14 protein-coding genes are annotated in these 12,447 nt (G+C 64.9%); 10 read left to right on the top strand and 4 right to left on the bottom strand.

The features are described 5' to 3' along the window. Positions 1–73 precede the first annotated feature (73 nt). From G4G28_RS11220 to G4G28_RS11200, 5 genes are all read left to right on the top strand, one after another. Complete coding sequence (locus tag G4G28_RS11220) at positions 74–1,867, top strand: S8 family serine peptidase (RefSeq protein ID WP_182988328.1); 1,794 nt, start codon at positions 74–76, stop codon at positions 1,865–1,867. Between the two features lie 382 nt (positions 1,868–2,249). After that, a complete protein-coding gene (locus G4G28_RS11215; protein WP_182988327.1) occupies positions 2,250–3,011 on the top strand; it encodes a PEP-CTERM sorting domain-containing protein in 762 nt (253 codons plus the stop codon). A 1,014-nt stretch (positions 3,012–4,025) separates the two neighbouring features. Next, positions 4,026–4,688, top strand: coding sequence for an SGNH/GDSL hydrolase family protein (locus G4G28_RS11210; protein WP_183108376.1), 663 nt, complete (start codon positions 4,026–4,028; stop codon positions 4,686–4,688). A 188-nt stretch (positions 4,689–4,876) separates the two neighbouring features. Beyond that, positions 4,877–5,233, top strand: coding sequence for a hypothetical protein (locus tag G4G28_RS11205; RefSeq protein ID WP_229508028.1), 357 nt, complete (start codon positions 4,877–4,879; stop codon positions 5,231–5,233). A gap of 214 nt (positions 5,234–5,447) precedes the next feature. Beyond that, positions 5,448–5,600: a hypothetical protein gene (locus G4G28_RS11200; RefSeq protein WP_182988324.1), complete on the top strand. Its 153-nt coding sequence runs from the start codon at positions 5,448–5,450 to the stop codon at positions 5,598–5,600. A gap of 103 nt (positions 5,601–5,703) precedes the next feature. Here the strand turns inward: G4G28_RS11200 and G4G28_RS11195 are convergent, their stop codons facing one another. Beyond that, positions 5,704–6,048: a hypothetical protein gene (locus tag G4G28_RS11195; RefSeq protein WP_182988323.1), complete on the bottom strand. Its 345-nt coding sequence runs from the start codon at positions 6,046–6,048 to the stop codon at positions 5,704–5,706. A gap of 878 nt (positions 6,049–6,926) precedes the next feature. Here G4G28_RS11195 and G4G28_RS11190 point away from each other — a divergent pair. After that, positions 6,927–7,424, top strand: a complete 498-nt coding sequence (locus G4G28_RS11190; protein WP_183108375.1) for a PEP-CTERM sorting domain-containing protein — start codon at positions 6,927–6,929, stop codon at positions 7,422–7,424. On the opposite strand, the gene G4G28_RS11185 is transcribed toward G4G28_RS11190, so the two are convergent. Genes G4G28_RS11185 through G4G28_RS11175 form a run of 3 tightly spaced genes read right to left on the bottom strand, consistent with a single transcriptional unit; the run spans position 7,421 to position 9,399 of the window. Next, the gene (locus G4G28_RS11185) at positions 7,421–7,837 is read right to left on the bottom strand and encodes a hypothetical protein (RefSeq protein ID WP_182988321.1); all 417 of its coding nucleotides are present in this window, start codon (positions 7,835–7,837) and stop codon (positions 7,421–7,423) included. The genes G4G28_RS11190 and G4G28_RS11185 overlap by 4 nt on opposite strands. Next, entirely contained in the window at positions 7,830–8,627 is a 798-nt protein-coding gene (locus G4G28_RS11180) for a Mut7-C ubiquitin/RNAse domain-containing protein (protein WP_229508027.1), read from the bottom strand. The genes G4G28_RS11185 and G4G28_RS11180 overlap by 8 nt, the downstream gene beginning before the upstream one ends. A gap of 10 nt (positions 8,628–8,637) precedes the next feature. After that, on the bottom strand, positions 8,638–9,399 hold the full coding sequence (locus G4G28_RS11175) for a DUF72 domain-containing protein (protein WP_182988320.1): 762 nt from the start codon (positions 9,397–9,399) through the stop codon (positions 8,638–8,640). A gap of 449 nt (positions 9,400–9,848) precedes the next feature. Here G4G28_RS11175 and G4G28_RS11170 point away from each other — a divergent pair, with 449 nt between their 5' ends. From G4G28_RS11170 to G4G28_RS11155, 4 genes are all read left to right on the top strand, one after another. Further along, entirely contained in the window at positions 9,849–10,172 is a 324-nt protein-coding gene (locus tag G4G28_RS11170; protein ID WP_182988319.1) for a hypothetical protein, read from the top strand. Beyond that, a complete protein-coding gene (locus G4G28_RS11165) occupies positions 10,150–10,854 on the top strand; it encodes a hypothetical protein (RefSeq protein WP_182988318.1) in 705 nt (234 codons plus the stop codon). The genes G4G28_RS11170 and G4G28_RS11165 overlap by 23 nt, the downstream gene beginning before the upstream one ends. Before the next feature lie 630 nt (positions 10,855–11,484). Then, the gene (gene trxC / locus G4G28_RS11160) at positions 11,485–11,919 is read left to right on the top strand and encodes a thioredoxin TrxC (protein ID WP_182988317.1); all 435 of its coding nucleotides are present in this window, start codon (positions 11,485–11,487) and stop codon (positions 11,917–11,919) included. 141 nt (positions 11,920–12,060) lie between these two features. Continuing rightward, the gene (locus G4G28_RS11155) at positions 12,061–12,423 is read left to right on the top strand and encodes a hypothetical protein (RefSeq protein ID WP_182988316.1); all 363 of its coding nucleotides are present in this window, start codon (positions 12,061–12,063) and stop codon (positions 12,421–12,423) included. Positions 12,424–12,447 lie beyond the last annotated feature (24 nt).

Below are 12,447 nucleotides of genomic sequence, written 5' to 3'. Positions count from 1 at the left end.
TGCGAGCACGCCTTCGCGTGTCCCTGCTCGCCGGCAGTCCTGTGCTCTCTACCCCTACGCAGGACTCGCTCTCATGAACATCGCTTCGCATGCATTCTCCGCTCTTACCTTCCGTAAAACCTCCGCCGCATTGGCCGCTGCCGCACTGAGCCTGTCGTTCAGTGCCGCCGCCAGTGCCGAACCGGCCGGCGAGTTCGCTCGCGGCCGCATCCTGATCGAAGCCCGCGCCGGCCTGTCCGACGCCGACCTCGATCAGCTCATCAAGGCCCATGGCGGCAAGCGTCGCAAGCTCGGCCAGAGCCGCATGCACATCGTCGACCTGCCGCCCGGCCTGTCCGAAGAGGAAGCGGTCGCCAGGCTGTCGCGCCGTCCGGAGCTGAAGTTCGCGGAACTGGATCGCAAGGTCGAGCTCGCGATGGCGGTGAACGACCCGTATATCGGCAGCGCCTGGCACATCAACAAGATCGGCGCGCCGACGGCATGGGACAGCACCCAGGGCGGCGGCGTCACGATCGCCGTGCTCGATACCGGCGTCAACGCCTCGCACCCGGACCTGAAGGAGCGCCTCGTTCCGGGCTATAACGTGTACAACAACAACACCGATACGAGCGACCTGTGCGGCCACGGCACCGCCGTCGCGGGTACGGCGGCAGCAAGCACCAACAACGCCATTGGCGTCGCGGGCGTCGCCGGCTCCGCCAGAATCATGCCGGTGAGGATTGCCTACAAGGACGGTACCGGCTGCCCGGCCTACTTCAGCACGATCGCCAACGGCATCACCTACGCTGCCGACCACGGCGCACGCGTGGCGAACGTCAGCTATACGGGTATTGCAGCCAGCTCGTCCGTAAAAAGCGCGGCCCGTTACATGAAGAGCAAGGGCGGCCTGGTATTCATTTCCGCCGGCAACGCCAACGTCAACGAGAACGTGACGCCCGACACGGCCTACATCATCGTCTCCTCGACGACGAGCAGCGATACCAAGTCCAGCTTCTCGAGCTGGGGCAGCTTCGTGTCCCTGGCAGCGCCCGGCAGCGGCATCTGGACCACAAACAATTCTCTCGGCTACTCGTCGTGGAACGGCACTTCCTTTTCCAGCCCGGTGAGCGCAGGCGTTGCCGCGCTGATGATGGCTGCCCGCCCCGACCTGAGCGGCGAGCAGATCGAAGCCCTGCTGTTCAAGACAGCTGTCGACCTGGGGGCGGCCGGCCGCGATCCCGTGTTCGGCCATGGCCGTGTCAATGCAGCCGCCGCCGTCAGCGCCGCACGCGCCTATGCCAGCGCCGTCGACGCGACGCTTCCAGTGGCCGCGATCAGCGCACCGCTTGACAGCAGTTCGGTCAGCGGTCTGGTTCCCGTCAGCGTCAATGCTTCCGACAATGTCGGCGTGGCCCGGGTCGACCTGAAAGTGAACGGTACCGTCGTCGCTACCGACTCCGCCGCCCCGTACAGCTTCAGCTGGAATTCGGCCGGGGTCGCCAATGGCATGGCCTCGCTCGTTGCCGTCGCCTACGACGCCGCCGGTAATGCCGGGAGCTCGGCGGCGGTGTCCGTCAACGTTGCCAACGGCACGACCGTTGTCGCCCAGGATACGACGGCACCTGCGCTGAGCGTGGACAACCCCACCACCGGCACGGTCGCGGGAACGGTCTCGGTGTCCGTCAGCGCATCGGACAACAGCGGCGCAGCCGGCATTCGCCACAGCCTGGCGATCGACGGCGCCGTCGTTGCCAGCGGTAGCGGCAGCGCGCTGTCGTACAGCTGGAACACGCGCAAGATCGCCAAAGGGACGCATACGATCAGCGCCACCGCGCGCGACGCGGCCGGCAACACCAGCACGCGTAGCGTCAGCGTAAGCGTGCGCTGATCCCGTATCGGGCTGCCGACCGCCTGCGCGGCCGGCCTGGGCGCCAGCTTGCCTTGAGCAGCTGGCGCCTTTTCATGGGCAGCCACTATTGGTCATCCTGGATGCGGCTGCCGTCACGCGTCTTCCGTGCCGGGCGCTGGCGGATGGCAAGGACTGCCGAGATCCGCACCTAACTGATGAGAACATGCGCTCATCCATACGCTATCTTCTGGCATCTTCCACGCAGTCGAGAAACTTTACACCTCCAGCCGAGGGCGCCTGCTTGTTTACCATAAGTAGCTGATATCCCTCAATGTATTGACACTGGCTTGTTACTTGCTTGAACTCGGTCACGCCTTAACCCAAGGCGCATAAGAACGAAAGTTCAACAAGGGAGCTAGCGATGAAACGAACCATCCTGAAACTCGCGCTCGGCGCGGCAGTCCTGACTGGTGCTTCACCTGCATTCGCCAATCTCGTCTACGTCAATGGAACCCAGAACACGGGTACCGGCCTGGGCAATGTCTCGACGGTCGTCACCGTCCAGGACAACGGCAACGGCCGCCGACGGAACGGCACCGAGTCCGGTTGCGTCACCCATACCTTCGGCGGCAATCCTGCAACGCCGACGACGACCTGCCAGATGGGCCTGGAGGGGGGCGACAACACCGCGGGCAACGCCGGCAACAACACCTATCTGCTCACCGATATCGACGGCATCACCAGCGCCGCCGAGCTCGGCTTCGTGGTCAACATCAGCGAAGGAGGGCCCGGCAATGACGCTACCCTGACCGACCTCTACCTCAGCCTGTACAGCACCGTGAGCAATACGATCGAAACCTTCGCTTACGTCGGACTCGACATGGTGCTGAGCGATACGGGCGGCATCGGCCAGTCGGGCACGCACCGCTTCGTGCTGGACGATGCCCAGGCCGCCGCGGCGCTGGCTTTCTGCCCGACCCTGTCGCAATGCATCGTCGGCGGGGGTATCCAGTTCCTGAACGGCAGCACCGGCGCCACGCCGGAAACCCTGTACGTGGGCGCCTTCGAACGGGGCGGTTCGGGCAACCCGGGCGGCGAAGTACCTGAACCGGGTTCGCTGGCCCTGCTCGGCGCCGGTATGCTGGGTGTCGGCGCCCTGCGCCGCCGCAACCTGCGCAAATAAACGCGCACCGGGCCGCCGCCACACACCGGGCGGCTAGCGCACGCGGCCTTCGGCCCCGGCGGCGGTCCAGCACCACCCTTTCCGGTCCCGGCGCGAGCTATCGCGGCGGGACCGGTCTCGTTTGGCGACGCGATGCCCTCCCTGCTCGATGCGCGCGCCTGGAGCCCGCGGATTGGCGCCCCGCCCTGGCCCCGCGGCGAGGCGGCCGGCCTGCCAGCACTGAGCAATTTCTCAAGGTCAAGCGAAATATCGTCACCGTCTGCGCCAGCGCAAATGCATGACAGTGCGGCTCTTGAGCACCATGGCGGCGGCGCTTTAGATTGGTCACGTCAACCCATCGTTGACGACGCTCACCGAGAGAGGAACTCCGCCATGGTCAAGCAGCTGCCTTGTCTTCACGCGTCATCCGTTCTCCCATCGCCGGCCCGCCGTGGCGTCCTGCGTGCAGGGCCTGCCCTGGCGCTGACCCTGGCGACCCCGGCCTTGTCCGCACGCGCCCAGCTCGCAAGCGGCGCAGGCTGGTGCGCCACCGGGGCACGGCACCGGCCGGCCCTCCCCCGCGGCCAGCGTCCAGAACTTCTCGGGGTCGACGCTCAGGCTGGTCGTGCGCGCCAGCATCGGTGGCGCGCGGGTCCGCATCCGCGTTTCGAACGAAATGGGCAGTACGGCCCTGCGCATCGGCCGCGCCAGCATCGGCCTGCGCGCAAGCGGGGCCTCGGTGAACGCGGGCAGCCTGCGCGAACTGCGCTTCGGTGGCGCGGCGGCAATCACCATTCCGGCCGGTACGCCGGCCATGTCCGATCCCGTCGACCTTGCCGTGCCCGCCCAGGCCGACCTCGCCGTCAGCCTCTACCTGCCCGGCAGCGCGCCAGGCACGACGCTGCACAACGTTGCGCTCCAGAGCAACTATCTCTCGCCCGGCGGCGACTACAGCACGACCGCCACCATGCCGGTGGCACGGACGCTGGCCTCCTGGCCCTTCCTCACCGAGGTCGATGTCGAGGGAAGCCTGCCGTGCTTGGTCGCCCGGGCGACTCGCTGGTCGACGGCCAGGGCAGCCCCGCCAACACGAACCGGCGCTGGCCGGACTACCTCGCCCGGCGCCTGCAGGCCTCGCTCGGGTCGGCAGGACGCATCGGCGTCGTCAACCGTGGAATCAGCGGCAACTCGATGCTGAAGGACTACCCCACAGCCTTGCTCGCAGGCCGCGCCGCGCTCGAGCGCTTCGACCGCGACGTCCTCGCGACGAGCGGCGTACGCTATCTCGTCACCCTCATCGGCATCAACGACATTTGCTACAGCTCCGGGTCCAACCCGATCCCGGCGAGCGAGCTCATCGCCGGCTACCGCCAACTGATTGCGCGCGCGCACGCACGCGGCGTTGCCATCATCGGCGCTACCCTGCCGCCCTTCGAGGGTTTCGTCTATTACACGGCCGCGCGCGAGGCGGTACGGCGCAGCGTGAACGACTGGATGCGCGCGAGCGGCGAATTCGACGCGCTGCTCGATACGGAAGCGGCATTGCGCGATCCGGCACGGCGTACGCGGCTCCTGGCCGCCTACGACAGCGGCGACCACCTGCATCCGAACGATGCCGGCTACCTGGCGATCGCCAACGCGGTGCCGCTGGCCCCCTTCGTCGCAAGCGGCCTTGTCGCCGGCGAACAAGCCTTCTGAGGGCACCCTTGCCACCGTGGGACGGTGCGGGGTCTGGTGCCCTGCGCCGCCGAACGCCGACTGTCGCGGCCTGCGAATGCACGGGCGCGAGCGCAGGTGTAACAAGCTGTAATTGCAGGCGTCGCATGGACACGGAAAAACTATCATGGCGGGATCAGGAGGACCGTCATGAAAAACTACTCGTTATTATGGGCGCTTGCCACCCTCGCAGGCTGCGCCGCCCTGGCCCGGGTCCCGCCAACTACGGCACCCGCGGCTACGCCCAGGCCGCCGATCCGAACGGCTGGCAGGTCGTGTCCGTGACGCCCGTGCCGCTCGGTACCGGTGCGCGTGCCGGCGATGCCGGCGTCGTCACCAGCTCGAATGTCTTCGTCAACCCGGCACCGGCGCCGGTCGTCGGCGTGCCGGTATATGTGCCTCAGCCAGTCTATCCCGCGCCGGTCTACGAACCGTATTGGTACCCGCCGGTGTCGATCGGGCTGGGCCTGAGTTTCGGCCGCAGCTGGGGTGGTCACCGTCATCGCGGGCATTTCCGCCGCCGTTGAGCCGCGCGCGCGCAGGCAAGCAGGGAGGCCGCATCCATGTGCGGCCTTTTTTTCGTTCGCCTCCGCCGGCTGCGCCCCCGCCACGCGGGTATGCACACGATCATCGCCGGCTCAAGCAGTTCATCCTTGCCATGAGCACATCGAAACGCTCGCGCTACCCCGTCTCTCGCGTTTTCTGGCTCCTCTTCGGCGGCGGGCCTGGTGCGATGAGTCTGTGGGCGGCCTGCAGGGCGACCTGGTGGGCGAATCGGTGATCGGCTGCGGGCTGCTCCTGCTCGGCGTCCAGGGCCTGCTGCGTCCTGTCCTACCGAGCCGCGTCGGGAAGATCGGCAAGGAAGAGATGGCACGCGGGGTGTCGATCGGATAGAACACGCTGCACGGCGCCTGGTCGCTGGCGATGGCGGGCTGCCTTCTTGTCGGGATCGTGCTGAAAACCCTTGTCAGGATGAAAGGGCAACCACCGGGCGCCCTCAGCTCCCTGGTGCGGATCTCGACGCGGCGGCGAGACGCCTGCCTATCCATAGCGCCACCGCGCTGGCGGCCAGCCAGAAAGCGAAGCTCAGGGCCAGCTCGCGCGGCCAGATCTTGTCGTCGCCCAGCAGCGCTTCGGTCAGGGCGACCGAGCCGACCGGCGAGATGGCGGGATAGTCGATCAGGTAAGGCGCCGGCCAGCCGCCAGCGACGGTCGGGCAGCCGGCTTCGCATCCCATGATGTCGGGATAGATAGCGAGCACTACCGCCCCGACGGAACTGCTGGCCAGCGTTGCCATGGCCGCGAGTATGGTCACGGTGAAAACGGTCCGCCAGCGCTTCATTTTTCTCCTTCGCCGGCTATGCCTGGCTGCAGGTGCACGCGCTCGCGCGCACAAATGAGCCTGCAGGCCGTGCGCCGAACGGCTCGCCGCGCGGCGATGCCCGGGCCCCTGGCGTCGAAAAGCGTAGGGGCAGTGTCGCGCCGCCACAAGCTGGAATGACCGCGCTTCCTCACCTTTCAAAGCCCTTGCACAACATACACCGGGTTTTTCCAGGACTCAATTTCCTCAAAGAATTACGTCGCAGATGCCCAACGGATCGTTTGCGTTATCGCAAAATTTGACGAAATTGCCGCTCAAAAAATAGCTTCCCCTTTGTGCCTCCTCTACCCTGTGGGACATATCTTACCCAAAGGCATACATGGACCGCAGCTACCCATCAGTTCGACGCAACATGCAACGACTCCAGCTGCGGCAGCGCGTCATGAAGCTCGTGTCCGCGTGCGCCGCCTGCTGTGCCCTCGCGTTTGGCCTGATGCCCGCGCAGGTGCCGCAGTTGTCGATGGTGAGTATCGGCGCAGGCCCGGCCGTGGAGACGCCGGTAGCTCCCGCCGGCACCCCAGCGGCCAGGCGGCCCGTGTATCGCTACTCGGTCGTACCCGGCGGCGTGGCGGATGCGGCCGAACTTGCGGAAATCGTCCGGAGCGACAAGGTCGTTGCGCTGCACTATGCGGGCTTCGACCCGGGACGCGCGCAGCCGGTGACGGTCTCGGCCGCGCGCGCCGTCTATGTCTCCTATCGAAAAGGCGACCAGGTGTACTGGACGGCCAGGAAGGTCATGCTGCGGCCGGGCGAAATGCTTCTCAGCGATGGCCGTAGCGAGATGCGCGCGCGCTGCGCGAACCGCATCTCGGCCGTTCCGCGCCTGCCGGTCGAGCCGGATGCACCCAAGCCCGAGTCGCTCGACGTCCACGGTCTTCGAAGGGGCCGCCTGGGAAGCCGGCCTCATTGCCCGTGTCCGCACGCCGACGCCAAAGCCCGTTCCGGCCCGTGTCGTCGGCAGGCCGGCGCCACGCCTGTCACTGCCGCCTGCAGGCGGCTTCGACCGCCCGGCGCCGCCGCCGATCCACGGTTACCCGCCGGACATCCAGTTGCTGGCCTCGGTCAGCGCGCCGCCGCTATCCGGGGCAGTCACGGTCGAGCCGCCCGTGGCCTTCATGCCGCCCCCGGCGCTGGACAAGGGCGAGCCGCCGCTCCCCGAGCCAAGCCCGTTCGTGCCGGTTCCCGATCCCGGCCGGCCAGGCCCGCCGTCGAATCCGCCGCTCGACCCGCCGCCGGGGACGGACCTGCCGGAACCCACCACCGCCTGGCTGATGGCTGTCGCCATGGTGGCGATGGTCGCACGCCGCGCGAAGCGTCGGCCGGACGCGGTTCGCTAGGTGCCGCCGAACAGCGTGCCCGCATCGAGGATGGCGTAGGCAATTTCCGGCTTTTCCTGGAGGCGCTTGCGCACTGCGGCCGCCACCGACTGGCGCACTTTCTTGCATAGCCCGGGCTTCTCTTCGAGAACGATGATGATGCCGCGCATCGACCGCACTTCGTTCGGCCCCGGTGCGATGCGCAGTTCGGCCCCGACGTTCTTGCGGATCAAGTCCTGCACATGCTGCAGGTCGGCATAACTGTCGATGCGTTCGATTCGTGCCAGCAGCTTCTGCTCCTGCTTGCGGTCGATTGCCAGCGGACGGAAGTCGCCGCCCGGATCGGCCAGCAGGCGCGCGCGCTCGCACACGCAGGCACCGGGCGGACACTCGGTGCGGATCGGAAACGGCAGGTTCGGCGCGAGCTCACTCATGCCCCCTCTCCCCAGGCGGCGGGTCGGCTGCGAGGCCGGCCAGCATCGCGGCCATGCGCCGGTGGTGCGACCCCTTCCAGAACACCCGCCCGCAAGCGTCGCACAGCGTGAACTCGTGGTGCAGCGCGCGCACCGATTCCGGCAGGCGATCGAGGACGCTGGCCTTGTCGACCGCGCGTAGCGGCAGGTTGCAGTGCAGGCAGAGCGTGAACGGGCGGGCGGTTTCAGCCAGGTCGAAGCGCGCGAACAATTCCCGCAGTTGTTCGTCGGGCGCGATTGCATGCAGGTAGCAGCCGTGCTGCACGCCACGGCGCTTGAGCAGTTCGCGATCGCGCGTCAGTATCACCCGGCCTGATCCGGCTGCAATCGCGACGATCGTGTCGTCCTGGTAGGCATTGTCGTACAGGGTGTCGAAGCCGGCCATGCGCAGGAGGCGCGCCAGCGCGCCAAGGTGGGCGTCGGCGACGAAACGCAGCGGCGCCGGAGGCGGCGTCCGCACACGCTGGACCGGCCCCACGTCGAAGCGGGAAAACCGCGGATACACGGACACCTGGTCGCCGTCGGCAAGCAGCCGGTCCAGTCCGCTCGACTCGCCGTTGACCAGGATCAGCGCAACCTCGGTATGCGGCACGCCCAGTGCCTCGATCATGTGCTTGGTCGTCCCCGCACGCGCGCACGGCGCCGCGAATGCATGTCCGCGGCGCTCCCGTGGCAGGAAATTGCCCAGTTCGTCGTAGAAACGAAATGTCGCCGTCACCCTGGACGGGGCTTGCATCGGGGCCGTGTCCATGGAGGCAGTATTACACGGCCTGTGGCGCCGCGTCCCGGCACGCGTCCAGCACGGCGAGCGCGTTCGGCACGGCCGCGCCGGCCGCGGTGTTATCGAAGATGCACCAGACCTTGCGGCCGGCAGCGCCGTGCACGCGCAGGTCGCGCACCAGCGCGGCCAGGTAGTCGTCCGGATACGACGAATAATAGATGCGCGGCCCGCCATGCAGGCGCAGGTAGATGTCGCTCGTCGTCGGCACGTGCGGGCCGGGCTGGCCGGCCGCCGGGTCGGCGATCACGCGGGTAACGCCGCGCTCGCGCAGCAACTCGGTGGCGTTGTCGCTGAACCAGCTCGGGTGGCGCCCTTCACAGGCGACCATGCAGGCAAAGCGCTCCTGCAGGCGCACGAAGAACTCGCGCGCGCTCTCGTCGTGGAAACCGAGCTTGGGCGGCAGCTGGACCAGCAGGCAGCCGAGCTTGTCGCCCAGCTCGCCCACCTCGCCGGCGAAACGCGCCAGCGGCTCGTCGATATCGCGCAGGGCCGCATCGTGGGTGATCGCGCGCGGCACCTTCACGGAGAAGCGAAAGTCGCGCGGCACGCTCTCGGCCCAGCGCGCATAGGTCTGCGGCCGGTGCGGCTTGTAGAAGGACGAATTGATTTCCACCACCGGGAACACGGCGGCATAACGCTCCAGATGGCTGCCCGCTTCGGGAAAGGCGGCAGCGGCCTCTTTCGGGATATTCCAGCCCGCGCAACCGATCAGCGGCGCGCTACCGGCATGTGCTTTTCTCATTGACGAAGTGGCAAGTAGGGTCGGGCCGATTGTACGCCCGCGGCGCTTGCTGCGGCGCATGCTTGGGGTCGACAGCGATGCGTGCGCTTCGGCGCTGCTTTACTTCAAGACTTGATATGGCACAACAGTACGCACGAGCGGGATCGTACAGTGTTCAAGTTGTGCTCGCGCAAGGACTTCGGCGGGGCGCATGCATCATTCCCAACCGTCTCTTCTTTTCCGGATAGTGCAGGCCACTATGAGTCCCTCCCTGACGCAACAGGTCAGCACCGCTTTGATGCAGTTTTCGAGTCATTCCCGCTTGTACGCGATCAGCGTGGACGATGAAGACAGCAACGGCGCTGCCTCGGACTTGCTCGTCGAAGCATGGGTTGCCGCCGACGAAGTGACCCGTCCTGGTCCAGCTGGCCAAAGACCACGATACTCATCACTTTCACACTCTCGCAGCATTGCTCGCACAAGTGGCAGTGCAATCGGTAGGCAAATCGATCGCGCGCCGTTGGAATGGCGATCTGACCGCTGACCCAGCGAACGTTGCGAGAGCATTTTTGATCCATCCGAAGGCATGCAGTTGGCAGGACAGCTATGTGCTGGCGTGGGCCAAAGCAAACCCGACAAAGGTGCGCCGCGGAGAATCAGCGACCGAAGTAGAGCATTTCATGGAAGAGACCGCTAAGGTCCGCAAGGAGACGATCAAGACATTGGTCGCGGCTAAGGAACAGTCACTGATCTATTTAAGGAAAAACTTCAATGACATTTTTGGCAGGATCTAACGCTATGCGCCTTCGTCAATCATTGATAATCCTTTTGTTATTCTTCCCGCCTTTTTCCGCTGCAGCGCATGTTTCCACACCCACTGAGAAAACAGAACGACTGCACAACGTAGCCAACAGTATTGCGGGCAGGGGTGGCCCCTCTGTTGCGATAAGCGGCGCATCGTTGTCGATAAATGGCACAACAGTCTGGCTTGGCGGCACAATCTCATCATGGATGAAAGTACTGCCCAGCGAGCCGCGATGCACCAAGGCAGGCACAAGCATAACTACCTGTATTTGGGATGAATTCGGCATAACAGTGGGCAGTGACAGGAGGGACCTGACGAAGGTGAAGTTCGTCAACATCCAATTGGGATGGGATGAGTCCGATCAAATGCTGGGGCGCTCATCGTCATCTCCTGCGAAACTGTTTCAAGGCCGTTTGACGCTCGACGGCTTTACATTCGATTCTACAACTTCATTTCGGGATATTGGGATGCGCGCCGATAAACGAAGAGAGTTACGATGTGGGGGTCATTACTGTGGTCATCCGTGGGGGCGTTTCAGCAGTGCTGCGAACTTATCCTTCTGGTTGGATAGCGGGGATGATCTCGGCCATGTGACGGAACTTTCGATCAGTTGCGTGGATACTGATGCTTGCAGAGCACTGATACCAAAAACCACACTGCGGCCCCACTAAAAGGTACTGAATTGGATACGGTTTCGTTAAAGGCGGCATTGCAACGTTGCCGTCCATCTGCTTTGCGCGTTCCCTCATCCCTTCTAGATCTATCCCCTTGAACGACACCTTACTCTTCTTCGGCTGAGTAGAAACGACCATCCCAATCGCTTTTTTCACCGGTCAACTAGACCTGGATGGGTTCCAGTTCAACGCGATGACTGCTTTTCGCGATGTCGGTGTACACGTCAGCAGAAAACGCGAAATGACCCTCGGAAGCCGCTCGTAAAGCCATCTAGTTGGAATATTTAGCAAGGCAGCCAGAGTCGACTTCCGGCTCGATCGCGGCAGTGACGACGGTCGTATTATTATGATGTCTATCAGTTGCCACACTGCGGCGAAGTGCGCATCCCTGGTCCCGAAGCCAGTGCGTCGCGCGCCCGTCGAGGAACAGTGATGTGCGCCTGCCAGCCTATCGCGGTCTAGCTATTCATCTGATCGCTGCCGACGAGGACCACTCCGACGCTCACTACTGCGCACCAGCCAGACCTATCTCGTCAACGCGCAGGCGCACGGAGCACGCGCTGGACGATAGCATGCGCCGACGACATACAATACGGTCAACACAATCGACTGTGCGAGGAGATTCACGTGACCGACCCCATCCACATCGTCTGCCCTCAATGCGAAGCCGTCAATCGCATGGCGCCGGCCCGTTTGACCGACGCCCCCGTCTGCGGCAAGTGCGCCAAGCCGTTGTTTGCGGGACATCCGCTCGACGTTTCCGCAGCCAGCTTCGAGCGTCATATCGCTCGCAACGACATTCCCGTACTGGTCGACTTCTGGGCCGAGTGGTGCGGGCCGTGCAAGATGATGGCGCCGCACTATGCGCGGGCCGCAAGCGCACTCGAGCCGCATGTACGCCTGTTGAAAGTCGATACGGAACGCGCCCAGGAATTGTCCGCGCGCTTTGCCATCCGCAGCATTCCGACGCTGGCGCTGTTCAGAGGCGGGCGCGAAGTCGCGCGCCAGGCTGGGGCCATGGACGCCGGCGGCATCGCAGCCTGGGTGCGCTCCCAGCTATAGAAGTGTGGCGGAATCGGCGCTGACATCCGCGCCCTTGCCCGCGCGCCCAGGGGCCGCGCGCAAGCACGCAGGGGAGCGGAACTGCTCGGGAATCGCTGCTACAATCGGACCGAAGCGGGGTCGTCCCGCAAGGAGAAGCGCATGTCGCAGCAGCTCGTCCTGGATCGCGAACTTGATGACGCCAAGCAGATGGCGCGCATCCTCTACCTGGTACACGGGGCCTGTCTCGTGCTGTCGCTTGGCATGCTCTCCTTCCTTCCGCTCATCTTCAACTACATCAAGCGCGGAGAGACGGCAGGCACCATGGTCCAGACCCACCACAGCTGGATGATCCGCTCCTTCTGGTACTACGTGCTCTGGGTCGTCATCGGCTGGATCCTGATCTTCTCGATCATCGGCCTCCTGTTTGCCTGGGCGGTGTTCCCGCTGGCCATCGTCTGGAAGGCGTATCGTCTAATTCGTGGTTTTTTGGATCTCAACAACAACAAAGCCATGCCGATTTGACGACGTTTTTGCGCATTTCGGCAT

Origin of the sequence: Massilia sp. Dwa41.01b, assembly GCF_014171775.1 — a bacterium.
Classification (GTDB): Bacteria; Pseudomonadota; Gammaproteobacteria; order Burkholderiales; family Burkholderiaceae_D; genus Telluria.
This window is presented reverse-complemented; position numbering and strand designations above follow the sequence as displayed.